The following is a 25821-nucleotide window of genomic DNA, read 5'->3' on the forward strand; positions in this document are numbered from 1 at the left end:
TTCATCCTTGGCGCTTGAAGCCGGTCACGGCGGGGCGTGGCGGCCAGGGCAGGCGCTCGCGCCGCCCGTTGTTGTCGAAGATCAGGCCATCGGCGTCGATGTCCTGCAGCACGATGCCCGGCGCCAGGCGCTGGCCACGGCCAAGGGTGCGCACCTGCTGGCCATGGCGCAGCACCACCACGCTGGCTGACAGCGGCTGGGCCTTGAGCCCGCCCAGGTAGGCCAGGGGCAGGCGGGTGATGGGGATACTTCCGTCATCGACGGGAGCCTGCCAGTGCTCCACCAGCAGGCCCGGCAGCGCGACGTCCGTCTGAACGGGCGCAGTGGCCGGCAGCGGCTGGCGGCTGAGCAGCAGCACGCATTGCGCCGCCAGCCAGCCGGCCAGGGTCAGCAAGGCGAAGGTGACCAGGCGCGAGGTCACGCCGCCACCTGGTGCGGGTGCCAGCCCGGATGGCCCTGGACGTAGCGCACCGCCGGCAATTGCAGGGTGGCCAGCGCCCAGCCCGGCGTCTGCCGGGTCAGCCAGGCTTCCAGGGTCTGCCACAGCGGTACGCCGGCCTGGGCGTCGAAGTGCAGGCCGAAGGTGCGGCACAGGCCCTCCACCGGCTGCAGGCCGATGATGCGCTTGCCGTTGGGGCTGTAGCTCACCTGCCAGTCCTGGCTCTGCCAGCGCGGCAGGTCCTGGCTGTTGTCCAGCAGCAGCGGGTCGCCGAACAGTTGCTCAGCGGCGTTCTCCAACACCTGTTCGACCTGGCGCGCCGGGGCTTCGACCACTGGCGCGGGGTAGCCACCGGTGAGGCTGATCAGGTGTTCACGGGTGATCGGCTCACCCGCCCGCAGCGGGAAGTCGTAACGCAGACCGGGCAGCAGCACCGGCATGCTCGAATCGTCGGCTAATGCCTGGTGCAGCAGGCGGTCCCAGCTGCCGCCACGGGTATCGCGGCGCCACAACGCCTCGGGGGCGCGGGCCAGGGGCTGGTCGAGCCAGGCGGCGTGGCCGCTGCGCTGGCGTTGCAGTTCGCCGCGCAGCTGGCTGGCGCGGGCCTGGGCTTGCGGTCCGAGGCTGTGCTCGAAGGCCGGAAAAAAACGCGCCTCGAACTGCCACTGGCCACCGGCCTGGCGGCAATGCAGGCGAAACGCGCCACTGGCCCGACAGCCGGCGAACAGCACCGGCACCCGCCGGCCACTGGCCTGGCTCGCCATTACCGGCGCGGGCCACAGGTCCTGGCCGCGGGCGCACAGCAGCACATCCACTTCCGGCACCCGCTCGGCCAGCCACAGACCGGGTCCGGTACCGACATCCGCCAGCGCCACCACCAGGTCGGCCTCGCGCCGGGCCTGCTGGAAGCTCGGTTGAAGGGACTGGTACCACTGTTTCAGGGAGGCTTTCTGGTCCTGGGCGTAAGGGTCGGTAACCCCCACAACCGCAATGCGCACACCTGCGCGCTGGAACACCTTGACGCCTTCAATGCCCAGCGCCTTGGCCTGGGTGTCGGACAGTCCGGCGCCGAGGGTGATAGAAGAAGACTGGCGATAGAGCCCGGCGCTGCGCTGCGGCCACAGCACCCGCTCATCGCTGCTGACCCGCGCCTCGCTGCCCAGCAACTGGCTGCCCTGCACGCCGCTTTCGCCCTGGGTGAGGTAGGCCAGGCCACTGCCGTTCCAGCACTGGCCGTTCTCCAAGGTCAGGCAGTGCTCACTGCCAGCTTCGGCGCGCAATTGTTCGAGCAACGCTGCCAGCACCGCGTAACCACCCGTACGGGCTTGTCCGACCAGGCGGGCATCGAGCAATGGCGCCAGCTCCGGTTGCCCGGCACTGGCGTTGGGCCCGCTCATCCAGGGTGCACGACCCAGGTGGCTGACCGGTCCCAGGCGCGTGGCCGGCACCACGGCCTGGCCCGGCTGACGGGCATCGAGGGTGTCGGCCACATACAGCAGGTCCAGCGCCCGGTCGCTGCCGCCACGCGGCCCCGGCAGCGTGGAACAGGCACCGAGCAGCGGCGCCAGCGCACCGACGCCCAGCCACCCGATCACCTCGCGCCTGCCCATACTGCTTGCCATCGACTCCGCCATCCCTGTTCACGTTGGGCCCCGGATATTGCGGCGTTGGCGTGACAGTTTGATGGCAGAAATCCGCTGTTAATTCCAAAACAGCCTGGACTAGGCCTTTAGTAATAGCAGCGCGTTTTAAACGCCCTTTAACATTTCTGCCAATCAATCGACATACTTGCCGTCTAGAGTCGCGGTCTCCTTCAACTCAGCCAAAAAAGGACACCCTGATGAGTCGAGATACCGGCGATAACCTGGACCGGAACCTGAGCGGCAACCTGCCGATGGCCAGTGTCATGGACACCTACCTGAGCCGTCGCGCCGTGGTGCGCGGCAGCCTCGGCGCCGCCATCGCCATGATCGCCGGCACCGGCCTGACCGGTTGCTTCGACGGCGGCGGCGGCTCCGACAACGACGATCCGGCGCCCCAGCCGGAGAAACCGAAACTCAAGCTGGGCTTCAATTCCATTCCAGGCTCGCGCACCGATGCCTGCGTGGTCGCCGCCGGCTACAGCGCCTATGTGCTGGCGCCCTGGGGCACACCGCTGAACGCCACCGCCAACCCCTGGAAGGCCGATGGCAGCAACACCTCCACCGACCAGGCCAACGCCATGGGCATGCACCATGACGGCATGCACTTCTTCCCCATCAACGGCAGCTCCAGCGATGGCCTGCTGGCGATCAACTTCGAGTACATCGACACCGCCGCCCTGCACCCGGCCGGCCCCACCACCGTCGCCGGCAAGCGCCCGGTCGAGGAAGTGCGCAAGGAGATCAACGCCCACGGCGCGGGCGTGGTGCGCATCAGCAAGGTTGCCGGGCGCTGGCAGGTGGTCGATAACGACCCGCTCAACCGCCGCTTCACCACCGTCTCGCTGATGGACATCGCAGGCCCGATGCGCGGCACCGATCACGTCAAGACCAAGTTCTCCCCCACCGGCACCCAGTGCCGCGGCACCAACAACAACTGCGGCAACGGCTATACCCCGTGGGGCACCTACCTGACCTGCGAGGAGAACTGGCCCGGCATCTTCGTCAACAAGGGCACCCGCCCGGCCAACCAGGTGCGCATCGGCGTATCCAGCAGCAGCGGCCAGTACAAGTGGGAAACCGCGGCCGGTGACGCCAGTGAAGTGGCCGGCGAGTTCGCCCGCTTCGACATCACCCCCACCGGCGCCAGCGCCACCGATGACTTCCGCAACGAAGCCAGCACCTACGGCTACATCGTCGAGATCGACCCGTACACCAGCAACACCCTGGCGGTAAAACGCACCGCCCTGGGCCGCTTCCGCCACGAAGGCTGCTGCCCGGGCCTGCCGGTGGCCGGCAAGCCGCTGGTCTGGTACACCGGCGACGACTCCAACAACGAGTACCTGTACAAGTTCGTCTCCGACGCCCTGTGGGACCCGGCCGATGCCAACCCGGCCGACCGTCTGGCCACCGGCGCCAAGTACCTGGACAAGGGCAAGCTCTACGTGGCCCGCTTCGACGCCAACGGCACCGGCGCCTGGCTGCTGCTCGACGTCGCCACCCCGACCACCGGTGGCAGCACCCTCGGCGCGTTGTTCACCGATTTGCCGGGCATCATCCTCAACACCCGTGGCGCTGCCGACGCCGTGGGCGCCACGCCCATGGACCGTCCGGAGTGGACCGCCGTCAACCCGCTCAACGGCGACGTCTACCTGACCCTGACCAACAACAGCGCGCGCACCGCCGCCAAGGTCGACGCGGCCAACCCGCGCGGCCCGAACCGCCACGGCCACATCATCCGTTGGCACGACAGCGACGATCACAAGACCTTCACCTGGGACATCTTCGTGTTCGGCGCCAATGCCGCCGGCGCCCCGGACATCAACCGCTCCGGCCTGACCGAACTGAACCAGTTCGCCAGCCCCGACGGCATGAGCTTCGATAGCCGCGGCGTGCTGTGGTTCGAGACCGACAACGGCGAGGCCACCCTGACCAGCTACACCAACGACCAGCTGCTGGCGGTGATCCCCACCGACCTGGTGGACGCCAACGGCAAGCAGATCCCGGTCAACGCCACCAACCAGGCGGCCCTGCGCCGCTTCTTCGTCGGGCCGAACGGTTGCGAGGTGACGGGCATCACCTTCACCCCGGACAACAAGACGATGTTCGTCAACATCCAGCACCCGGACAACTGGCCGACCACCGACAAGGCCACCGACGTCACACCGACCGGCACCTCGGTGCGGCCACGGGCTTCGACGGTGGTGATCCAGCGTAATGATGGTGGGGAGATCGGTACCCTCTGATCGATCGCCTTTCGACCCAATCGCGGGGCAAGTCGCATCGGCGCACCGCCGCTCCCACAAGGAATACGCAAGTCCTTGTGGGAGCGGCGGTGCGCCGATGCGACTTGCCCCGCGATCACGTTCTACCAGGCCCCTGCCTCCCTACCCCTGACCCGCACCTGCTGCGCCGGCACCCGCGCATGCCATTGCACCACGCCCAGCGCCTCGATCTGGAACTGGCTGCGCAGCGTGCGCCCCTCTTCCTCGAACGACAGCTGCAGCACGAAATGGCCGCTGTTGAGCAACAACCCTTCGCTTAGCCGGGCGAAGGTCTCGTCATCCACCGCGCCCAGCGCCTGGCGCAATGCCGTGGCATCCACATAGCCCGCCGCCGGCCGGCCGCTGATGATGCGGCTGAGCATCGAACGGGAAAACTGCCCCTCGTACAGGGCCTCCAGCAACGGCAGGTGCTCCAGCCCCAGGGCGTTGGCATTGAGTCGCCAGCCACCGGTCGATGGCAGTGCGCAGAGCATTCGGTAGCGGCTTTGTCGGCCACTGTCCGGCTCCAACAGCAGGTTGAGCTCACTGGTGTCGAGCATTGGCTGGTTGGCCGCCAACCGGGGTGGCTGCTGGCGCAGGTACTGGGCACTCTCGGCCCCTTGCAAGCGGGCATCGCTGTCGGCATCCAGCCAGTCGGCCAGGGCATCGACCAGCCGCTCGGCAGCCATGTCGTCGCCGAGCAGTTGGCGCAACTGGCGCTCGGCCCGTGGTCCGTCCTCGCCCAGCAGGGCATTGACGTTGAAGCATGTGTGCTGGTCGATCACCCGCAGTTGCGCCTTGCCGGCACCGAAGTCATAGGCCAACGGCTGCCCACGCAGGGCCTGCCAGAACAGCGGGCTGGCCCGCCAAGCCGGATCGCGCAGGGCCTGGGAGGCATAGGCCAGCCCGGCCTGCTCCATGGCCCGTACCTGCACCCGCTGGTGCAACAGGCGCACCTCGTCCACCTGGCGCCGGCCATCTTCCACCAGCCAGGCCAGCCCCGCCGCGAGCATCGCCAGCACCACCAGCACCATCAGCAGTGCCGCGCCCTGTTGTCGCCTGCGCCCCATCCCTGTCTTCCTGTCAGCGGTAAAAAGCGCCAGTCAACACGCCCGTTGTTTCAGCCAGATGGCAGTCATGTGCCCGTCATCTGCACAAGGCAGGATTGGCCTTCTTTTTCTTTGGCCTGACAGGAGTGGTCTTACATGGGTGGCATCGGAATCTGGCAATTGGTGATCGTGCTGTTGATCGTCTTCCTGCTGTTCGGCACCAAGCGTCTCAAGGGGCTGGGCAGTGATGTCGGTGAAGCGATCCAGGGCTTTCGCAAGTCCATGGGGGGTACTGCCGACAATGGCGTCGAGCAGCAACCCCAGGTGCTGAACAATCAGCCGGTGCAGCAGGCGCAAACGGATCGTCAGGCCTGATGTTCGAGATCGGCTTCACCGAACTGCTGCTGGTCGGCATCGTCGCCTTGCTGGTGCTCGGCCCCGAGCGCCTGCCGGTGGCGGCGCGTACCCTCGGCCGTGGGCTGGGCCAGGCCCGTCGGGCGCTGAATGCGTTGAAGGCGCAGGTGGAGCGGGAGATCGACATGCCCGCCCTGGATGCCGCGCCGTTGCAGCGCCTGGAGCAGGAGATCCGCCAAGGCATCCAGCTCGACGCGACGCCGGCCAATGACCCGACCCCGGTCGTCCACACCAAGGAAAGCGCCTGATGTCCCTCGCCCTCGACCAGGCGGCGCGCATGCCGCTGACCGACCACCTGCGCGACCTGCGCAAGCGCCTGGTGCGCTGCCTGCTGGTGGTTGCGCTGGTGTTCTGCGGCTTGTTCCCTTTCGCCCAGACGCTGTACACGCAGATCTCCGAACCGCTGCGCCGCTACCTGCCCGAAGGCGCCAGCATGATCGCCACCAGCGTCACCTCGCCGTTCCTCACGCCGTTCAAGCTGACGGCGATGTGCGCGCTGTTCGTCGCCATGCCGCTGCTGCTGCACCAGGCCTGGGGCTTCATCGCCCCGGGGCTGTACCGCCGCGAACGGCGCATCGCCCTGCCGTTGCTGGTGTCGAGCATCCTGCTGTTCTACGGCGGCATGGCGTTCGCGTTCTTTCTGGTGTTCCCGATGATGTTCGGCTTCTTCGCCAGCGTGACCCCGGACGGGGTGGCGATGATGACCGACATCGGCTTGTACCTGGACTTCATCCTGGCACTGTTTTTGGCGTTCGGCCTGGCCTTCGAGATCCCGGTGGCGACCTTCATCGTGGTCTGGGCGGGGCTGACCGACGTGGCCACGCTGCGGCGCAGCCGGCCCTATGTGATCGTCGGCTGCTTCGTGGTGGGGATGATCCTGACGCCGCCGGATGTGTTTTCCCAGACCCTGCTGGCGGTGCCGATGTGGGTGCTGTTCGAGGTGGGGTTGCTGGCGTGTGGGTTGGTGCGCCGGGCGGGGTAGACCGATGGATTGTCGGGGCTGCTTTGCAGCCCCCCGGGTGTCATGAGGTCTTCCTGTTCAACCCCACCTCCATGTCATCGATCAGCGCCTTGGCCATGGCACTGAGGATTCGCGCCGAGCTGCCGGCCAGCAGGTCACCCTCCATTTCCGCCTCGCAGGTCAGGTGGCGAATGCAGCCAAGCAGCACCGACAACTCGCTGAAGGCGTCCTCGAAGGAAACGCCTGGCTCGACCTTGAACAGGTCCAGGCAGACCGTGCGGCCTGCGGTGTGGCCGCGAGTCATGGTCGGACCTGCGGCTTGTGTTCGAGCAGGGCGCAGGCCAGTTGGCCGAGGTAGTCGCTGGCGGTGAACAGGCGGTCCTGGGCTTCTCCGGGTTCGGTCTTGAAGTAGATATCGAGGACATCGGAAATGGCGGTGGCCACTTCGACGGCGGCGGTCATGGCCTCATCGCGGGTGAGCGTGGAACGGATACTGATGAAGGGTGCGAGACGGGGTGGATCGGGGACGATTTTTTTCATAGGTCCAACTCTTGTGCGTTCCAAGGAAGCGCCATCCCATGGCAATTCTCACAAGACAAGGGGTGGCAGCCGTGAACGGGGTGAGAATCCGGGGCACAAGAAACCCGGTCAGACCGAAGTCTGCCCGTGCACGGCTGCCATGAAAGGACTGCCGAAAAACTTGTACTCCAGGATTCTCACACCCTGGTCACCAAATGTGGCGACCCGGTGAAGTTATCCCTGGGGTATTTCCCCGACAACGCGGCAGCTTCCGGCAAGCGCGTAGGATAGTTCCCAAGCTTTGCTGGCTGAAGCATTTGGTTTCAGGTTCGGAAATATCCGACAGTCTTTGAGATCGCCGGGGCTGCTGCGCAGCCCTTTCGCGACACAAGGCCGCTCCCACAGGATATGTGCCAGTTCTGCCATGGTGCGGTCCCTGTGGGAGCGGCCTTGTGTCGCGAAAGGGGCGCAAAGCGCCCCCAGAATCAAAAACGAGATTCCTGATCAGACCAGTGGTATTGACCTGGTATTAAAGTGGTATTAATTTCCACCCAACAACAATACCGGACACCGCCCATGCGTCCTCTATCGGCCCTGCGCCCCGACGACACCAGCGCCACCCCGCTCTACCTGCAACTGGCGCGCAACCTTGAGCAGGCCATCCACGCCGGCCAATGGACCGCCGACCAGGCGCTGCCCTCGGAGCGCACCCTCAGCGAAACCCTGGACATCTCCCGGGTCACCGCGCGCAAGGCCCTTGAGGTCCTGCTCGAACAAGGCCTGATCCATCGCATCCAGGGCTCCGGCACCTTCATCACGCCACGCCTCGAACAACCCCTGTCACGTCTGTCGAGCTTCAGCGAAATGCTGCGCATGAAGGGCTTCGTGCCCAGCTCCCAGTGGCTCGAGCGCAGCATCGGCACCCCGAGCAACGACGAACTGATCCGCCTCGGCCTGTCGCCCACCGACCAGGTGGTCCACCTCAAGCGCCTGCGCAAGGCCGACGATATCGTCATGGCGGTGGAGGTCAGCACCCTGCCCGCCCGCCTGCTCGGCGACCCGCAGGCCATCGGCGATTCGCTCTACCAGCACCTCGACCGGCTCGGCCGCCCGGTGGTCCGCGCCCTGCAACACATCCGCGCAATCAACGCCAGCGACGAACTGGCCGCCCAGGTGGGCATCGCCCCCGGCACCGCCATGCTGCTGATGACCCGTATCGGCTACCTCGACGACAACACCGCCATCGAGCTGACCGACACCTACTGCCGCAACGACTACTACGACTTCGTCGCCGAACTGCGACGCTGACCGGAGCCCCCATGGACATCGCCAACATCCTCACCCCCGACGGCTGGGTGCGCGGACAACTGCACCTCGAAAACGGCCGCATCCGGGCCATCGAGGGTACGCCGTGCGACCCGCAGGCCAACGACCTGCCGTACCTGCTGCCCGGGTTCATCGACCTGCACGTGCACGGCGGTGGGGGCAGCGACATCATGCAGGGCGGCGACGCCTTCGCCACCATCGCCCGTACCCACCGGCTTTTCGGCACCACTTCGCTGCTGGCCACCACCATGACCGCGCCCCGCGAGGAGCTGACCCGCGTGCTCGCCGAACTGGGCGAACACCTCAAGCAACCGCGCCAGGGCGCGCGCATCCTCGGCGTGCACCTGGAAGGCCCGTACATCAACCCCGGCAAGCTCGGCGCGCAGCCGAACTTCGCCCACCAGGCGCTGCTCGACGAGGTCGAGCAATACCTGGCCCTGGCGCCGATCAAGGTCATCACCATCGCCCCGGAAATCGCCGGCCACCTGCCGCTGATCCAGGCACTGAGCCAGCGCGGCATCCGCCTGCAGCTCGGCCATACCCTGGGCAGCTACGAAGAAGGCGTGGCAGCCCTGGAGGCCGGCGCCACCAGCTTCACCCACCTGTACAACGCCATGAGCCCGCTGCACCACCGCGAGCCGGGCATCGTCGGCGCGGCCCTGGCCCACGCCCGCTACGCCGAGCTGATTCCCGACCTGCTGCACGTGCACCCCGGCGCCATGCGCGTGGCCCTGCGCTCGATCCCGTGCCTGTACTGCGTGACCGACTCCACCGCCGCCGCCGGCATGCCCGACGGCGAATACCGCCTGGGCAGCCACACCGTGACCAAGTGCCTGGGCGGCGTGCGCCTGCCCGACGGCACCCTGGCCGGCAGCACCCTGACCATGGACCAGGCCCTGCGCAACCTGGTGAAGATCGGCCTGCCGCTGTCCGAAGCCTCCGAGCGCCTGTCCCGCCATCCCGCCGATTATCTCGGCATCGCCGACCGTGGCCGCCTGCAACCGGGCGCCTGGGCCGACGCGGTGCTGCTGGACCGCCAACTGAACCTGACCGCCGTGATGATCGAAGGAGAAACCGCATGAGTTCAAGGATGCTCGAAGAAGCCCGCGCCTGCGCCGAGGTCGTCGAACGTCAGACGCAGACGCTGGACCCGCGCCTGGAAACCCTGGCCGAACAGCTGCGCCGGCTCGATCCGCAAGTGGCGCTGACCGTGGCCCGGGGCAGCTCGGACCACGCCGCCAGCTACTTCGCCTACATCGCCATGCAGCAACTGGGGCTGCCGGTGGCTTCGCTGCCGATGTCCGTGGTGACTTTGCAGCAGGCGCCACTGCGAGTACGTGGCCAGGTGGCGCTGGGCTTCTCGCAGTCGGGGCAGAGCCCGGACCTGGTCGAAAGCCTGCGCCGCCTGGGCCAGTGCGGGGCGACCACGGTCTCGCTGGTCAACGCCGAAGGCTCGCCCCTGGAGCAGGCCTGCCAGTACCACTTGCCGCTGTGCGCAGGCCCTGAGCTGTCAGTGGCGGCGACCAAGAGCTTCGTCGCCACCCTGGCTGCCGGCGCCCGCCTGGTCGCCCACTGGGGCCAGGATCGCGCCCTGCAGGAAGCCGGCCTTGCCCTGCCCGCGCAGCTGCACGAGGCCGCCGGGCAAGACTGGAGCCCGGCCATCGATACCCTGCGCGACAGCGAGCGCCTGATGGTGATCGGCCGCGGCGCGGGCTTCGCCATCGCCCAGGAGGCCGCGCTCAAACTCAAGGAAACCTCGGTGATCCAGGCCGAGGCCTTCAGCAGCGCCGAAGTGCGCCATGGGCCGATGGCCCTGATCGATGCCCAGTACCCGCTGCTGGTGTTCGCCCCGCGTGGCGTCGAGCAGGCCGGGCTGCTGCAGCTGGCCGCCGACATGCGCCAGCGCGGCGCCCGCGTGCTGTTGGCGGCACCAGCCGATATCGCCGGGCGCGACCTCACCCTGAGCGGCGCCGAACACCCGGCCCTGGACCCGCTGCTGGCGATCCAGAGCTTCTACATCATGGCCGCGGCCCTGGCCGAGGCCCGCGGCCTCGACCCCGACCAGCCGCGCCACCTGAGCAAAGTGACCTGCACGCAGTGAAGCCGCGAGGAACAGCGCATGCCCGACAATAACAAGATCATCCTCCATGCCCCGCTCGCCGGACCGCAGGTACCGCTGGACCAGGTACCGGACCCGGTGTTCAGCAGCGGCACCCTGGGCGACGGCGTCGCCATCGACCCGTTGAACGACGTGCTGCACGCGCCCTGCGCCGGTGAAGTGGTGCAACTGGCGCGCACCGGCCATGCGCTGACCCTGCGCGCGGCCAACGGCGCGGAAGTCCTCTTGCATATCGGTGTCGACACCGTGCAGCTGCAGGGGCGCGGTTTCTCGCCGCTGGTGGCGCTGGGCGACCAAGTGAAACAGGGACAACCGCTGGTGCGCTTCGACATGGACCTGGTGGCGCAGCACTGCGTCAGCCTGGTCACCGTGATGCTGGTCAGCAACGGCCCGGGCTTTGGCCTGACGCGACTGGACACAGGTGCTTCGCGCCTGGGCGCGGCGCTGCTGGAGGTCGAGGCCACGGGCAGCGAAGCGCAGGCACGACCGGTCAGCCATGAGTGCGCACGCGGTCATGCCCGGGTCGCTCATCACGGCGGTCTGCATGCCCGCCCAGCCGCCCTGCTGCGCCAGACCGCGCAAGGCTTCCAGAGCCATGCCGTGCTGCGCTTCGCCGAGCGCGAGGCCGACCTCAACAGCCTGGTGGCGGTCATGGGCCTGGGCGTTGGTGAAGGCGCCGAAGTCGAACTGATTTGCACCGGGCCGGACAGCCAGGCCGCGCTGCAGGCATTGATCGCCGCCGTGCAGACCGCCTCGGTCGGTGAACGCCATGCCCCCCACGTGCCCACCAGTGCCGCCACGCCCAAGCCCAATACAGAGCCCGGCGTGCTCAACGGTGTCTGCGCCGCCCCCGGCCTCGCCCTCGGGCCACTGGCGCGCCTGGACGGCGTCAGCCTGCCGGCGGACAGCGGCGACAACGACCCCGGCGAGCAGCACCAGGCGCTGAACAGCGCCCTGGCCGAGGTCCGCCATGCCATCGACCGCGACTGGCGGCACCTGCCTCGCGGCCAGGAGGACGCGGCGGCGATTCTCGAGGCCCACCTGGCCCTGCTCGACGACCCGGCTCTGCTCGGCGATGCCCGCCAGCATATCGCCGGCGGCGTCGCCGCCAGCCATGCCTGGAGCCGCGCCATCGAGACCCAGTGCCAGGTCCTGCGCAGCCTGGGCAACCCGTTGCTGGCCGAGCGCGCCAACGACCTCTACGACCTGCAGCAGCGGGTGCTGCGCGCCCTGCTCGGCGAAACCCGGCAACTACGCCTGCCACCGGCGGCCATCGTCGTCGCCCACGAACTGACCCCCTCCGACCTGCTGCTGCTCGCCCGCCACGATGTCGCCGGGCTGTGCATGGCCGCCGGTGGCGCCACCTCGCACGTCGCCATCCTCGCCCGTGCCCGCGGCCTGCCATGCCTGGTGGCCGTGGGCGAAGCGCTGCTCGACCTGCCCGCCGGCACGCCCCTGGTGCTGGACGCCGACCAGGGCCGCCTGGAAACCCAGGCCGCCCCACAACGCCTGGCCGAGGTCCACTGCCACCTGCAGCAACGCCGCGAAATCCGCCAGCGCCAGCAGGCCGCCGCACAGCAAGGCGCGCGTACCCGCGATGGCCAGTTGATCGAGGTCGCGGCCAACGTCGCCAGCGCCGAAGAAGCCGCCCAGGCCCTGGCCCTGGGCGCCGACGGCATCGGCCTGCTGCGCAGCGAGTTCCTGTTCATCGACCGCCCCACCGCACCGGACGAGGCCGAGCAGCGCAACGCCTACCAGGCGGTGCTCGACGCGATGGCCGAGCGCCCGGTGATCATTCGCACCATCGACGTCGGCGGCGACAAGCAGCTCGATTACCTGCCCCTGCCGGCCGAGGCCAATCCAGTGCTGGGCCTGCGCGGCATCCGCCTGGGCCAGGTCCGCCCGGAGCTGCTCGACCAGCAACTGCGCGCCCTGCTCCAGGTCAGCCCGCAGCGGCGCTGCCGGATCATGCTGCCGATGGTCACCGAGGTCGACGAGCTGATCGCCATCCGCCAGCGTCTCGACCGGCTGGCCGCCGAGCTTGGCGTGACGGCGCGCGCCGAACTGGGGGTGATGATCGAGGTGCCGGCCGCGGCGCTGCTCGCCGAGCGCCTGGCCGAGCACGCGGACTTCTTCTCCATCGGCACCAACGACCTGTCCCAGTACACCCTGGCCATGGACCGTGACCATGCCGGGCTTGCGGCGCGGGTCGATGCCCTGCACCCGGCACTGCTACGCCTGATCGAGCTGACCTGCCAGGGCGCGGCGAAACACGGCCGCTGGGTTGGCGTGTGCGGTGCGCTGGCCAGCGATCCGCTGGCCACGCCGGTGCTGGTCGGCCTCGGCGTGGCCGAGCTGTCGGTCAGCGCGCCGCAGATCGGCGAGATCAAGGCCCTGGTCCGCCAGCTCGACGCCAGTGCCTGCCACCGCTTCAGCCAGGGCCTGCTGGGCCTGGCCAGCGCCGGGGCCGTACGCCAGGCCTGCCGCGACTTCGCCGCGCAATCCCACGCCCAATCCGCGGCCCCCATGGCCCTACAACAATAATCGGAGCGCACCATGTACCAGCACTTCATCCAGGGCCTGCAGCGGCTCGGCCGCGCCTTGATGCTGCCCATCGCCATCCTGCCCATCGCCGGCCTGTTGCTGCGCCTGGGCGACACCGACCTGCTCGACATCGCCCTGGTGCATGACGCCGGGCAAGCGATCTTCGCCAACCTGGCGCTGATCTTCGCCATCGGCATCGCCGTGGGCTTCGCCCGCGACAACAACGGCACCGCGGGCCTGGCCGGCGCCATCGGCTACCTGGTGCTGGTGGCGACGCTGAAGGTGATCGATCCGAAGATCGACATGGGCATGCTCGCCGGCATCATCTGCGGCCTGCTCGGCGGCGGCCTGTACAACCGCTTCAAGGACATCCAGCTGCCGGACTACCTGGCGTTCTTCGGTGGCCGGCGCTTCGTGCCGATCGCCACCGGGGTATCGGCGGTGTTCCTCGGGCTGCTGTTCGGCCTGATCTGGCCACCGATCCAACACGGCATCAACGCGCTCGGCCAGCTGATGCTGGAGAGCGGCAGCATCGGCGCGTTCTTCTTCGGCGTGCTCAACCGGCTGCTGATCATCACCGGCCTGCACCATATCCTCAACAACCTGGTGTGGTTCGTTTTCGGCAGCTTCCAGGCGGCCAGCGGCCAAGTGATCACCGGTGATCTGGCGCGCTTCTTCGCCGGCGACCCAAACGCCGGCCAGTTCATGACCGGCATGTTCCCGGTGATGATCTTCGGTCTGCCCGCCGCCTGCCTGGCCATGTACCGCCATGCCCTGCCACAGCGGCGCAAGCTGATCGGCGGGGTGCTGCTGTCGATGGCGCTGACCTCGGCGCTGACCGGGGTGACCGAGCCGATCGAATTCGCCTTCATGTTCCTGGCGCCGCTGCTGTACCTGATCCATGCGCTGCTGACCGGGCTGTCCATGGCCATCTGCGACCTGCTGGGGATCCGCCTGGGCTTCACCTTCTCCGGCGGCGGCATCGACATGGCCCTGGGCTGGGGGCGTTCGAGCAACGGCTGGCTGGTGTTCCCGGTGGGCGTGCTCTATGGGTTGGTCTACTACTTCGTGTTCGACTACTGCATCCGCCGTTTCGACCTGAAGACCCCCGGCCGCGAGGAACAGGCGGCCAGCCAGGCCGAGGGCAGCGATGCGCCACGGGCCCGGCGCTACATCGACGCCCTCGGCGGCGCAGCCAACCTGCAGGGCGTGGATGCCTGCACCACGCGCCTGCGCCTGGTACTGGCCGACCGCAACCTGGCCCGCGACCAAGACTTGAAGGCCCTCGGCGCCCTCGCCGTGGTACGCCCCGGTACCGGTGGCAGCCTGCAGGTGGTGGTGGGGCCGATGGCCGATGCGCTGGCCGACGAGATTCGCGGGGAACTGCCCCATGCGCGGGTGGCGCCGCCGGTTGCCGAAAAGGCCGCGGTGGTCACCGAGACGGTCGTCGCGGATCAATGGCTGCAGGCCCTGGGCGGGCGAGACAATCTGCTGGAGGCCCTGTGCGTGGCCTCAAGCCGGGTGCGGGTACGGGTCAAGGATGAGGGCAAGGTAGCGCAGGAACGCTTGATCGCGCTGGGGTGCCTGGGGGTGAGTCCGCAGGCGGGTGGGGTGTGGCATCTGGTCGTGGGTAGCAAGGCGCCTGCGTTAAGCAGCGCTTTGCAGGGCTGAAAAGCATCGCGGGGCAAGCCCGCTCCCACAAGGTATCAACAGGCCTTGTGGGAGCGGGCTTGCCCCGCGATGTCGTTCGACGCCGTTCTAGAAGTCAGCCAGCGGCCAAACCTCATAAGCCGGCGTTTCATACGGGTGGCTCTGCTTGAGCGCGGCGACCACCTGGGCGATCAGCGCATCAGCCACCACCAGCTCCACCTTCCACTCCTCGACCACCTCGACCTGGCCGCCCTGCCCGAGGTACGGCTGGCTGCCGTCCAACGGGCGGAACTGGCCCTGGCCAAGGGTCTGCCAGGCGCAGTGGTCGTAGTCGCCGATGCGCCCGCCTCCAGCGGCGAACACGGCGGCCTTGACCACCTCGACATGGCTGTCGGGGACGAAGAAGGCGAGCTTGTACACCCTTAGTTCACCCACACCCGCGCATTGCGGAACATGCGCATCAGGGCCGCGTCTTCCTGCCACTCATCCGGGCGCCAGGAGTTCTGCACGGCGCGGAACATCCGCTCCGGGTGCGGCATCATGATGGTCACGCGGCCGTCGCGGCTGGTCAGGCCGGTGATGCCACGCGGCGAGCCGTTCGGGTTGGCCGGGTAGGCTTCGGTGACCTTACCGTGGTTGTCGACGTAGCGCAGGGCCACGCAACCGGACAGGTCGGCTTCCAGCAGTGCTTCCTCGCTGGTGAACTCGGCATGGCCTTCGCCGTGGGCGATGGCGATCGGCATCCGCGAACCGGCCATGCCCTGCAGGAAGATCGAGTTGGACTTCTGCACCTCGACCATGGCCACGCGCGCCTCGAACTGCTCCGAGCGGTTGCGCACGAAGTGCGGCCAGTACTCGGTGCCCGGGATCAGCTCGTGCAGGTTGGACATCATCTGGCAACCGTTGCACACGCCCAGGGCGAAGCTGTCGGTACGCTCGAAGAAGGCCTGGAAGGCATCACGGGCACGGGCGTTGAACAGCGCCGACTTGGCCCAGCCCTCACCGGCACCCAGCACGTCGCCGTAGGAGAAGCCACCGCAGGCCACCAGACCTTTGAAGGCTTCGAAGTCGACACGGCCAGACAGGATGTCGCTCATGTGCACGTCGACCGCAGCGAAACCCGCGCGGTCGAAGGCGGCAGCCATCTCGACCTGGCCGTTGACGCCCTGCTCGCGAAGGATCGCCACTTGCGGGCGCACGCCCTTCTTGATGTACGGCGCGGCGATGTCTTCGTTGACGTCGTAGCCGAGCTTGACCGACAGGCCCGGGTTGTCTTCTTCCAGCAGGGCGTTGAATTCCTGGTCGGCGCAGTCGGCGTTGTCGCGTAGGCGCTGGACCTGGTAGCTGGTCTCGGCCCACTGGCGCTGCAGCAGGCGGCGCTCACCCTTGAACAGTTCTTCGCCTTCGAACTTGATCAGCACTTCACCGTTGTTGATCGGCTGGCCGATCACAGCGACGCAATCTTCGCCCAAGCCTGCAGCGCTGAACTGCGCCAGTACGTCCGGCGTGGCGTCCTGACGGACCTGGATCACTGCGCCCAGCTCTTCGTTGAAGAGGATGGCCGCGACTTTCTCGCGCTTGCTGGTCAGGTTGCCCAGTTCCAGGTCAAGGCCGCAGTGGCCGGCAAAGGCCATTTCCAGCACGGTGGTCATCAGGCCGCCGTCGGAACGGTCGTGGTAGGCCAGCAGGTGGCCGTCTTCGTTCAGGCCCTGGATCACGGCGAAGAACGCCTTGAGGTCCTCGGCATCATCGACGTCCGGCGCCTGGGCGGCCAGCTTGCCGTGGGTCTGCGCCAGGATCGAGGCGCCCATGCGGTTCTGGCCACGGCCCAGGTCGATCAGGATCAGGTCGGTTTCGCCCTTGTCCATGCGCAGTTGCGGGGTCAGGGTCTTGCGGATGTCGGTGACCGGGGCAAAGCCGGTAATGATCAGCGACATCGGCGAGGTGACGCTCTTCTGCTCGCCCGCTTCGCTCCACTGGGTCTTCATCGACATCGAGTCTTTACCGACCGGAATGGTGATACCCAGCTCCGGGCACAGCTCCATGCCGACGGCCTTGACGGTGTCGTACAGGCGGGCGTCTTCACCCGGGTGACCGGCGGCGGACATCCAGTTGGCCGACAGTTTGATGTCGGACAGCTTCTCGATGCGCGAGGCCGCCAGGTTGGTCAGCGTTTCGCCGATCGCCATGCGCCCGGACGCCGGGGCGTCGAGCAGGGCCAGCGGCGTGCGTTCGCCCATGGCCATGGCTTCACCGGTGTAGACGTCGAAGCTGGTGGCGGTGACGGCGCAGTCGGCCACCGGCACTTGCCATGGGCCGACCATCTGGTCACGGGCCACGAGGCCGGTGATGGTACGGTCGCCGATGGTGATCAGGAAGCTCTTGCTGGCAACGGCCGGGTGACGCAGGACACGCTCGACCGAGTCCTTGAGTTCCAGGGTGCTCGGGTCGAACTCATCGCCCAGCTCCGCTTCGCGGGTGACCGAGCGGTGCATGCGCGGCGGCTTGCCCAGCAGCACGTCCAGCGGCATGTCCACCGGGGTGTTGTCGAAGTGGTTGTCGGTGACGGTGAGGTGCTTCTCTTCGGTGGCCTCGCCGACGACCGCGAACGGGCAGCGCTCACGCTCGCAGATGGCCTGGAAGCGCTCGAAGTCCTCGGCGCTGACCGCCAGCACGTAGCGCTCCTGGGATTCGTTGGACCAGATCTCGTGCGGGGCCATGCCCGGCTCGTCGTTGGGCACGTTGCGCAGTTCGAAGCGGCCACCGCGGCCACCGTCGTTGACCAGCTCCGGGAAGGCGTTGGAGATGCCGCCGGCGCCAACGTCGTGGATGAAGGCGATCGGGTTCTTGTCGCCCAATTGCCAGCAGCGGTCGATGACTTCCTGGCAACGGCGCTCCATTTCCGGGTTCTCGCGCTGTACCGAGGCGAAATCCAGGTCGGCGGAGCTGGCGCCGGTGGCCACCGACGAAGCGGCGCCGCCGCCCAGGCCGATCAGCATGGCCGGGCCGCCGAGCACGATCAGCTTGGCGCCGATGGTGATCTCGCCTTTCTGCACGTGGTCTTCACGGATGTTGCCCATGCCGCCGGCGAGCATGATCGGCTTGTGGTAGCCACGGACTTCCTCACCGTGCGGGGTGTTGATGCCCTGCTCGAAGGTACGGAAGTAACCGGTCAGTGCCGGGCGACCGAATTCGTTGTTGAACGCGGCGCCGCCCAGCGGGCCTTCGATCATGATGTCGAGGGCATCGACGATGCGCTCAGGCTTGCCGTACGGCTTCTCCCAGGGCTGCTCGAAGCCCGGGATGCGCAGGTTGGAGACGGTGAAGCCAGTCAGGCCAGCCTTGGGCTTGGCGCCACGGCCGGTGGCGCCTTCGTCGCGGATCTCGCCGCCGGAGCCGGTGGAGGCGCCGGAGAACGGGGCGATGGCGGTCGGGTGGTTGTGCGTCTCGACTTTCATCAGGATGTGCACCGGCTCCTGTACCGCGCCGTACTGGCGGGTCTCAGGGTTCGGGAAGAAGCGGCCGGCGACGCTGCCGACGATCACCGAGGCGTTGTCCTTGTACGCAGACAGCACGCCTTCGCTGTGCATCTGGTAGGTGTTCTTGATCATGCCGAACAGGCTCTTCTCCTGCGCCTGGCCGTCGATGTCCCAGCTGGCGTTGAAGATCTTGTGGCGGCAGTGCTCGGAGTTGGCCTGGGCGAACATCATCAGTTCGATGTCGTTCGGGTTGCGCTTGAGGCCCTGGAAGGCGTTGACCAGGTAGTCGATCTCGTCCTCGGCCAGGGCCAGGCCCAGGTCGATGTTGGCCTGCGCCAGGGCGGCGCGGCCACCGGCGAGGATGTCCACCGAGGTCATCGGCTTGGGCTGGGCGTGGCTGAACAGGTCGGCGGCGTCTTCCAGCTTGGCCAGCACGCGCTGGGTCATGCGGTCATGCAGCTCGGCGGCGAGGACCTGGGCGTCGGCGTCGGAAATATTACCGGCGACGTAGTAGGCGATGCCGCGCTCCAGGCGCTGGATCGACTGCAGGCCGCAGTTGTGGGCGATGTCGCTGGCCTTGGATGCCCAGGGCGAGATGGTGCCCAGGCGCGGCACGACCAGGAACAGGCGGCCAGCGGGCTCCTGCACCGGCACGCTCGGGCCGTACTTGAGCAGACGGCCCAGCACCTGCTGCTGGTCGGCGGTCAGCTCGCCGTCGACGTCGGCGAAGTGGGCGAATTCGGCATACAAACCAGTAACAGCGGGGACTTTCTGGCTCAGTTGCTCGAGTAATTTACCGTGGCGAAAGGCAGAAAGGGCAGGAGCGCCGCGCAGGATCAACATCGTCGGGACAGCCTCAGGAAGGGGTGTGCTTAGAGGCCGTGCATTCTAGCCTAATTCGCAGGCTTTCGGCACCCGCTCAACGCCAATGCTGCCGGGCGGTGGAACCGGACCCAGGGGTCAAAAAAACCAGGGCTTTTGATTGCGGTAGCGGCCGAATCGCGGGGCAAGCCCGCTCCCATGACCGGCTGCGCCCTGTCGCAGGCACAGCGACGTGCTACCAGACAAGCCACATATTGTCGAGATATGGCGCCGCCGGTCCTTTGCGTATACTGCACCCTATGTTCGCCCACACTGCTTTGCGCCAGCGATGCGCCAGATGGCTCCTCGCAACCGGACTCTTCCTGATGCTCGGTGCCTGCGTTGAAAAACCCAGCACCCTCGAACGCGTCAAGGAGGATGGCGTATTGCGCGTGATTACCCGCAACAGCCCGGCCACCTACTTCCAGGACCGCAACGGCGAAACCGGTTTCGAATACGAACTGGTCAAGCGCTTCGCCGACGACCTGGGCGTGAAGCTGGAGATCGAGACCGCCGACAACCTCGATGAGCTGTTCGACCAGCTGGGCAAGCCGTCCGGCCCGGTACTGGCCGCCGCCGGCCTGGTCAGCAGCGAGCGCCGTGCCGCCCAGGCGAAGTTCTCCCACCCCTACCTCGAGGTGACCCCACAGGTCATCTACCGCAATGGCCGCTCGCGGCCGACCAGCGTCAAGGGATTGGTGGGCAAGAAGATCATGGTGCTCAAGGGCAGCAGCCACGCCGACCAGCTCGCCGAACTGAAAAAGCAGAACCCGGGGCTGGAGTACGAGGAGTCCGACGCCGTCGAGGTGGTCGACCTGCTGCGCATGGTCGACGAGGGCCAGATCGACCTGACCCTGGTCGACTCCAACGAGCTGGCTATGAACCAGGTGTACTTCCCCAACGTGCGCGTGGCCTTCGACCTGGGCGACACCCGCGACCAGCGCTGGGCGGTAGCTGCCGGCGAAGACAACAGCCTGCTCAACGAGATCAACGAGTTTCTCGACAAGTCGCAGAAGAACGGCACCCTGCAGCGTCTGAAGGACCGTTACTACGGCCACGTCGATGTCCTCGGCTACGTCGGCGCCTACACCTTCGCCCAGCATCTGCAGCAGCGCCTGCCCAAGTACGAGAAGCACTTCAAGACCAGCTCCAAGGTCGAGCAGGTCGACTGGCGCCTGCTCGCCGCGATCGGCTACCAGGAATCGATGTGGCAGCCCGAGGTCACCTCCAAGACCGGCGTGCGCGGCCTGATGATGCTGACCCAGCGCACCGCCCAGGCCATGGGCGTGTCCAACCGCCTGGACCCCAAGCAGAGCATCCAGGGTGGCGCCAAGTACTTCATGCTGGTCAAGGACCAGCTCGACGACAGCATCAAGGAGCCAGACCGCACCTGGTTCGCCCTGGCCGCCTACAACGTCGGCAGCGGCCACCTCGAAGACGCCCGCACCCTGGCCAAGCGCGAAGGCCTGAACCCGAACAAGTGGCTGGACGTGAAAAAAATGCTGCCGCGCCTGTCGCAGAAGCAGTGGTACAGCAAGACCAAGTACGGCTACGCCCGCGGCGGCGAGCCGGTACACTTCGTGGCCAACATCCGCCGCTACTACGACATCCTCACCTGGGTCACGCAGCCGCAGCTCGAAGGCCAGGTGGCCGAGGGCAACCTGCATGTGCCGGCGGTGAACAAGGACAAGCCGGCGGAACAGTCGCCGCCGATGTGATGCCATCGCGGGGCAAGCCCGCTCCCACGATATCGGTGGGAGCGGGCTTGCCCCGCGATCGATCATTGACCTTTCGCCCGCCGCGCCTTGAAGAACTCACTCAAGATCGTTCCGCACTCCTCTGCCAGCACCCCACCCTCGAACATCACCCGATGGTTGAGAAACCCCTGGCTGAAGAACTGCCCCTGGCTCTGCACGATCCCCGCCTTGGGTTCCAGCGCTCCGTAGACCACCCGCGCCACCCGCGAATGGACGATCAACCCCGCGCACATGCTGCACGGCTCCAGGGTCACGTACAGGGTACTGCCCGGCAGCCGGTAGTTGCTGGCCGACTTGGCCGCGGCACGGATCGCCACCATTTCGGCGTGGGCGCTGGGGTCGCTGTCGATGATCGGCCGGTTGAAACCCTGGCCGATCACCTGGCCGTGCTGCACCAGCACCGCGCCCACCGGCACCTCGCCCAAGGCCGCGCCCTCGGCGGCCAGCTCCAGGGCCAGGCGCATGAATTCCTGGTCGCGGCTGCGATCGATGATCTGCGGTCGCATCAGACCACCGCGATCGCGGCCATCAGGCCGGTTTCCATGTGGTCGATGACATGGCAATGGAACATCCAGGTGCCTGGGTTATCCGCCACCAGCGCCACCTGGGCCCGCTCGTTCTTGCCCAGCAGGTAGGTGTCGGTGAACCACGGCTCGACGATCTTGCGCCGATTGGAGGCGATCACCTTGAAACTCATGCCATGCAGGTGGATAGGGTGCTGGTACTGAGTCATGTTCTTCAGCTCGAGGATGTAGCTCTTGCCCTTCTGCAGCGTGGCGATTGGCCGGTCGGCGCAGGTCTTGTCGGTGATGTCCCAGGCCTGGCCATTGATCTGCCACAAGCTCGGCGGCTTGCCGTTCTCGGTGTTCACCGAGACCTTGCCGACCCATTCGAAATTGAAGTTGAGCTTCTCGGCGTTCTCCAGGTCCGGCTCGGCAACCGGGTTGGGCGGCAGGGCCTTGGGCCAGTCGCAGGGCGCCTCGCTGCTGGCCACCGAGCGCAGGGTGCCCAGGCGTACGAAGCCGTCTCGCAGGGAAACTTCCTCGCCCGCCTCGGGCATGCGGATGGCCAGACAGATGCGCATGCCCGGCCCAAGCCAGTACTCGTCGTCCAGCGGTCGCGGGGTCACCGGATTGCCATCGAGAGCGTAGATCATCGCCTCGCAGTTGCCCTTGAGGTTCAAGCGGTAGGTCCAGGTGTTGTCCAGGTTCAGCAGGCGTACCCGCACCACCTGCCCGGCCGGCAGTTCGGTGACCGACTCAGCCTGGCCGTTGATGGTAATCAGGCGCCCGGCGGTGCCGTTGCGGGCCGCCTCGCGGGGGATGCTGAACGGCAGCCAGGCGCCCTGCTCGTCCACGTGCCAGTTCTTCAGGCTAAGGGTGCGTTCGTGCTTGAAACCGGTCGGTTCGCGCTCTTCGACAATCAGTGGGCCAACCAGCCCACGCCCCAGTTCCTCGGAGCTGCTCACATGGGGGTGATACCAGTAGCTGCCGGCATCCGGCACACGGAACTTGTAATCGAAGTATTCGCCCGGCTTGACCGGCAACTGCGAGACATATGGAACCCCGTCCATCTCCAGCGGCAAACGGATGCCGTGCCAGTGGATGGTGGTCTCGACCGGCAGCTGATTGATGAAGCGTACCCGCAGCCAGGTGCCCTGGCGCACCCGCAGCTCGGTGCCCGGCGCCGACGGACCGAAGGCCCAGGCCTCGGTCTTGAAGCCCGGCACCAGCTCGACGTCCAGGGGCGCGGCGATCAGTTCATAGTCGTGCCCGGCGTTGTCGTCTTCGACCTTGCCAAGCCAGTAACGCGCCGCGCCTCCGGCGCCCAGGCCTACCACTGCAAGGCCGGTCAGGCCCTTGAGCATTTGTCGACGGGTGAAGGACATTGGTGCGGGTACCTCGTGTTCTGCGCAATCAAGCTGCCAGCATGGCTGGCGATGAAGGGCGAATACGATACACCTGCAAATGGGAAATATTAAGTGAAGTCTCTTTGGATGCTGCCCGCAGCCTTGCTATCGCAAGTGCTGCCTGGAGCCAGACAAAGGTCATTGAACCACTGCTGGTCATCAGCGGACGGCACGCGCAAGGCGGCCTGCAGCAATTGCGGGTCGAGCAGGATGTCCAGGTTGTTCAGGCGCGTGGCGAGATCGGGGTGCGTATCGAACGGATGGGCAGTGGCCAGCCCCAGCACTTCCTCGCCCAGATGCAACGGCGTGCCTTGCAGGTGCGCCGCCAGCGCCCGCAATAGGTTGCTGCCACCGTGTGCGACCAACAAGCCGTCGATCACCCGACCCAGGGCAATCACCCGTAACAGCGCCTGTACGAACAGCTTCGGGCCAGCGACCTCGGCACCTGCCCGATCAGCCAGCAATTCCTGTGCACGCCCCCAGTGATGAACCGCAAGCTGGAAATGGTGCAAGAACTGCCCGGCCAGCCACAAGGTGGGCCGAACCACCCAGCGCGGAGCATCCTCGTCACCGACCATGGCCGAATAATGCGCGCACATCAGGCTGAGACGCGCACTGGTTTCGCTGCCCCGCTCCGTATCACGGCGCCTGAAATGGCCCAGTTCGTGACCGATGACCGAGGCCGCCTCGGCCTGGCTCAAGGCGGCCAGGCAAGGTAGAGGCAGATACAACGTGCGCCCCCTGAGGACCTGCCCACCGGGCTGCAGCAGGATCGGAACGCTGGTGACGAAAAAACCCTGGTCAAGGCCGACCACGATATGGTCCGGGACAGGCGCGTGCAGTTGTGTTGCCAAGGTCTCGATCCACTGCCACACCGCTGGCGTCGCCTGCCTGCCTAGCGGGCGGGCGAGAAAACTGGCGGTCGGAGACTGCATCAGCGGCCAGTGCCGACGCATTCGCCAGACCTGGCGAACACACACAACCAGGACTGAGGCCAGCGGCAGCACCACGACCAGCACCATCATGCCGCCCTGCGCTGCGCGGCTTGCTCCGGAACTGGCCTCATAGAGCAGCAACAGGCACAGCGAACCGGCAAGCATGACCATGTAGAGACTCAAGCAACAGCCCAGGGCCTGCCAGTTGGCCATCATGCGTTCATACAGGTAGGCCGCAGAGCGCAGCGCCCGCCAGGCGTCCAACTTCAGCTTGAGCCAGGCCCAGAGGCCTGCCAGCAGAGTGGCCACTGCCAGCCAGCAGCTCACACTTGCCATCACCTTGCGTACGCTTACCCAGTGGCGATCCGCATCGAGCAGGTCCAGTTGGCGCTGCAGGGCCTGCCGCGGATCGACATGCCTGGCAAGCTCCTTGCGGGCTTCCCACGGCAATTGGCGTGGCAACGTCTCATCGGGGGCAGCCAGCCATTGCCGTATGGTCCGGGCCTGATCCTGCGCCGTGTCAGCCCGCCAGTACTGCACTTTACCCCAGCCAAACAGCACCAGAGGCAACAGCAGCAGGATCAGGCCCCAGCCGAAGCGCTTCATTGCCCCAGAGCGCCAATGGTCACGTTCAGGCTCATCTGGCCGCTTCACCCATCCGCGCCACACCCGGAAACAACTGCGCCAACGTACGCCTGGCCTGGGCCGCTTGCACATAGGCATAAAGCAGATCCACCAGTTCCTGCAGGCCAAGGCGTCGCCCAGCCACGACGGGCGTGCACAGCCACAGCCTGACGCGCAAGCCGCCCGCGACGACCACCGCGTCAGGTGAGGCCAGCGCCCTGAAACAGGCCGGTGCCAGCACTGGTGCATGGCTGAACGCCGACACGGTAAAGATCAGCCAGGTAGTGAAGTAACCCTGCTCGACCTCGAAGCCGTCGAAGGAGTCCAGTGGGGTCGGCGCCTGCGCGTTGGCGAAGCACAGGGTATCTGGTGTCACGCTCAGCACCCGCTTGCCGTGCCGGCGGTATAGCACGACGGCACAGGCCAGCCCCGCCACCCCGACGCCGGCCAGGCCGAGGCCGAAACCAGACATCAGCCAGATGACACCGCTGCTGGCACCGGGACTGAACCGCACCGCCAGAGCGGTCAGCCATATGCCCAGCGCGCCGAACAACAGGCCAATCACAGCACATGCCAGCGCGTTACCGAGCGAATGCTCCAGCAGTACGAAGCTGTCGGTGGGGCCATCAGCCTGAGCCTGCAGGTACGCGAGGTGGGCTTCGCGTTCGCCGTTATCCATCGTTCTGCAACAGATCCAATTGCCGTTGCGCATGTGCCGCATCGCGGTAGGCTGCCAGCAGCGCTAGCACTTCCTCGTTCCCCAGCTTGCGTCCGTTGCTGGCCAGGCCTGCGGACATGATGCGGATCTGCGGTCGCGGTTTCTTCAACACCATGGCCTGGTTACCGAAGAACTGCAGTTTCACCACATGATGCTTTGGCAGGACGGCTTCGCTGCTCATTTCCAGCGTCTGTACCATGACCAGCCCTTCATCCTTGACCGAAACGTCCTCCACTTCCGCCAGGTCTACCGGTGCATCCAGCGTATCGACGAACAACTGCCGGCGGGTCAAGCGCATGAATACCTGGGTACCGGCATTACGGTGTTGCCAGGTCACCGCTGCTGCGATCAAGGTGATGAAGACACCTGCTGCAACCGCCCCCAAGCGTTCCGGGTTGAAGGTCACGGCCGTGATAATCAGTGCACCCAGCAACAATACTGGCCCCCAGATCCGGTAACGCCGGGAGTTGGTGAACTCGCTCTGCTCGGGCACGCGCTCGATTACCTGCTTGAGCTCAGCGATCACTCGGTCGCGCTGGGCGGCACGGCTTTGCTCGTAGTCCTGGCCCAGCGAGCCAGACAGTTCGGACAGCGGGTCGTTGAACTCGCCCAT

22 protein-coding genes are annotated in these 25821 nt (G+C 66.8%); 10 read left to right on the forward strand and 12 right to left on the reverse strand.

Annotation, left to right across the window (positions count from 1 at the left end):
• Nucleotide 1 precedes the first annotated feature (1 nt).
• Complete coding sequence (locus AC25M7_RS19500) at nucleotides 2-421, reverse strand: pilus assembly protein PilZ (protein ID WP_036986278.1); 420 nt, start codon at nucleotides 419-421, stop codon at nucleotides 2-4.
• Nucleotides 418-2061, reverse strand: coding sequence for a bifunctional UDP-sugar hydrolase/5'-nucleotidase (locus AC25M7_RS19505; RefSeq protein WP_486971371.1), 1644 nt, complete (start codon nucleotides 2059-2061; stop codon nucleotides 418-420). Before AC25M7_RS19505 ends, AC25M7_RS19500 begins: the two co-directional genes overlap by 4 nt.
• A 218-nt stretch (nucleotides 2062-2279) precedes the next feature.
• Here AC25M7_RS19505 and AC25M7_RS19510 point away from each other — a divergent pair, with 218 nt between their 5' ends.
• Nucleotides 2280-4325, forward strand: coding sequence for a PhoX family protein (locus AC25M7_RS19510; RefSeq protein ID WP_069016795.1), 2046 nt, complete (start codon nucleotides 2280-2282; stop codon nucleotides 4323-4325).
• Between the two features lie 122 nt (nucleotides 4326-4447).
• Here AC25M7_RS19510 and gspK read toward each other — a convergent pair whose 3' ends face one another.
• Nucleotides 4448-5413, reverse strand: a complete 966-nt coding sequence (gspK, locus tag AC25M7_RS19515; protein WP_182324200.1) for a type II secretion system minor pseudopilin GspK — start codon at nucleotides 5411-5413, stop codon at nucleotides 4448-4450.
• A gap of 135 nt (nucleotides 5414-5548) precedes the next feature.
• Between gspK and tatA the strand changes: the two genes are divergently transcribed.
• The 3 genes from tatA to tatC are packed head-to-tail and all read left to right on the forward strand — an operon-like array spanning nucleotide 5549 to nucleotide 6788.
• Nucleotides 5549-5767 (forward strand): twin-arginine translocase TatA/TatE family subunit, encoded by a 219-nt coding sequence (gene tatA, locus AC25M7_RS19520; protein WP_062574996.1) that lies wholly within the window; start codon nucleotides 5549-5551, stop codon nucleotides 5765-5767.
• The gene (tatB, locus tag AC25M7_RS19525; protein ID WP_028691617.1) at nucleotides 5767-6054 is read left to right on the forward strand and encodes a Sec-independent protein translocase protein TatB; all 288 of its coding nucleotides are present in this window, start codon (nucleotides 5767-5769) and stop codon (nucleotides 6052-6054) included. The genes tatA and tatB overlap by 1 nt, the downstream gene beginning before the upstream one ends.
• On the forward strand, nucleotides 6054-6788 hold the full coding sequence (gene tatC / locus AC25M7_RS19530) for a twin-arginine translocase subunit TatC (RefSeq protein ID WP_028691618.1): 735 nt from the start codon (nucleotides 6054-6056) through the stop codon (nucleotides 6786-6788). The genes tatB and tatC overlap by 1 nt, the downstream gene beginning before the upstream one ends.
• A gap of 40 nt (nucleotides 6789-6828) precedes the next feature.
• Here tatC and AC25M7_RS19535 read toward each other — a convergent pair whose 3' ends face one another.
• Nucleotides 6829-7071, reverse strand: a complete 243-nt coding sequence (locus tag AC25M7_RS19535; protein ID WP_028691619.1) for a DUF3077 domain-containing protein — start codon at nucleotides 7069-7071, stop codon at nucleotides 6829-6831.
• Nucleotides 7068-7307: a hypothetical protein gene (locus AC25M7_RS19540; RefSeq protein ID WP_069017647.1), complete on the reverse strand. Its 240-nt coding sequence runs from the start codon at nucleotides 7305-7307 to the stop codon at nucleotides 7068-7070. Before AC25M7_RS19540 ends, AC25M7_RS19535 begins: the two co-directional genes overlap by 4 nt.
• A 555-nt stretch (nucleotides 7308-7862) precedes the next feature.
• Here AC25M7_RS19540 and AC25M7_RS19545 point away from each other — a divergent pair.
• The 5 genes from AC25M7_RS19545 to nagE are packed head-to-tail and all read left to right on the forward strand — an operon-like array spanning nucleotide 7863 to nucleotide 14946.
• A complete protein-coding gene (locus AC25M7_RS19545; protein WP_028691621.1) occupies nucleotides 7863-8594 on the forward strand; it encodes a GntR family transcriptional regulator in 732 nt (243 codons plus the stop codon).
• Nucleotides 8595-8605: 11 nt separating this feature from the next.
• Nucleotides 8606-9694 (forward strand): N-acetylglucosamine-6-phosphate deacetylase, encoded by a 1089-nt coding sequence (nagA, locus tag AC25M7_RS19550; RefSeq protein ID WP_486971372.1) that lies wholly within the window; start codon nucleotides 8606-8608, stop codon nucleotides 9692-9694.
• Nucleotides 9691-10713 carry an SIS domain-containing protein gene (locus AC25M7_RS19555; protein WP_232108970.1) on the forward strand — a complete coding sequence of 341 codons (1023 nt, stop codon included), beginning with the start codon at nucleotides 9691-9693 and terminating at the stop codon, nucleotides 10711-10713. The genes nagA and AC25M7_RS19555 overlap by 4 nt, the downstream gene beginning before the upstream one ends.
• A gap of 18 nt (nucleotides 10714-10731) precedes the next feature.
• Nucleotides 10732-13275 carry a phosphoenolpyruvate--protein phosphotransferase gene (ptsP, locus tag AC25M7_RS19560; RefSeq protein WP_486971373.1) on the forward strand — a complete coding sequence of 848 codons (2544 nt, stop codon included), beginning with the start codon at nucleotides 10732-10734 and terminating at the stop codon, nucleotides 13273-13275.
• A 12-nt stretch (nucleotides 13276-13287) separates the two neighbouring features.
• Entirely contained in the window at nucleotides 13288-14946 is a 1659-nt protein-coding gene (nagE, locus tag AC25M7_RS19565) for an N-acetylglucosamine-specific PTS transporter subunit IIBC (protein ID WP_486971374.1), read from the forward strand.
• Between the two features lie 87 nt (nucleotides 14947-15033).
• Here the strand turns inward: nagE and AC25M7_RS19570 are convergent, their stop codons facing one another.
• Nucleotides 15034-15345 carry a YqfO family protein gene (locus AC25M7_RS19570; RefSeq protein WP_028691626.1) on the reverse strand — a complete coding sequence of 104 codons (312 nt, stop codon included), beginning with the start codon at nucleotides 15343-15345 and terminating at the stop codon, nucleotides 15034-15036.
• A 2-nt stretch (nucleotides 15346-15347) separates the two neighbouring features.
• The gene (gene purL, locus AC25M7_RS19575; protein ID WP_486971375.1) at nucleotides 15348-19247 is read right to left on the reverse strand and encodes a phosphoribosylformylglycinamidine synthase; all 3900 of its coding nucleotides are present in this window, start codon (nucleotides 19245-19247) and stop codon (nucleotides 15348-15350) included.
• A 278-nt stretch (nucleotides 19248-19525) separates the two neighbouring features.
• Between purL and mltF the strand changes: the two genes are divergently transcribed.
• Nucleotides 19526-20983: a membrane-bound lytic murein transglycosylase MltF gene (mltF, locus tag AC25M7_RS19580; protein WP_062360461.1), complete on the forward strand. Its 1458-nt coding sequence runs from the start codon at nucleotides 19526-19528 to the stop codon at nucleotides 20981-20983.
• 62 nt (nucleotides 20984-21045) lie between these two features.
• On the opposite strand, the gene tadA is transcribed toward mltF, so the two are convergent.
• The 5 genes from tadA to AC25M7_RS19605 all read right to left on the reverse strand — a co-directional run bounded on the left by tadA (nucleotide 21046) and on the right by AC25M7_RS19605 (nucleotide 25821).
• Nucleotides 21046-21528 (reverse strand): tRNA adenosine(34) deaminase TadA, encoded by a 483-nt coding sequence (gene tadA, locus AC25M7_RS19585; protein ID WP_028691629.1) that lies wholly within the window; start codon nucleotides 21526-21528, stop codon nucleotides 21046-21048.
• A complete protein-coding gene (locus tag AC25M7_RS19590; RefSeq protein ID WP_486971376.1) occupies nucleotides 21528-22910 on the reverse strand; it encodes a multicopper oxidase family protein in 1383 nt (460 codons plus the stop codon). The genes tadA and AC25M7_RS19590 overlap by 1 nt, the downstream gene beginning before the upstream one ends.
• 89 nt (nucleotides 22911-22999) lie before the next feature.
• A complete protein-coding gene (locus AC25M7_RS19595; RefSeq protein WP_486971377.1) occupies nucleotides 23000-24472 on the reverse strand; it encodes a M48 family metallopeptidase in 1473 nt (490 codons plus the stop codon).
• Between the two features lie 31 nt (nucleotides 24473-24503).
• Entirely contained in the window at nucleotides 24504-25202 is a 699-nt protein-coding gene (locus tag AC25M7_RS19600; protein WP_238348151.1) for a hypothetical protein, read from the reverse strand.
• The gene (locus AC25M7_RS19605; protein ID WP_081100399.1) at nucleotides 25162-25821 is read right to left on the reverse strand and encodes a hypothetical protein; all 660 of its coding nucleotides are present in this window, start codon (nucleotides 25819-25821) and stop codon (nucleotides 25162-25164) included. The genes AC25M7_RS19600 and AC25M7_RS19605 overlap by 41 nt, the downstream gene beginning before the upstream one ends.

Source organism: Pseudomonas sp. P106(2024) (genome assembly GCF_057480815.1).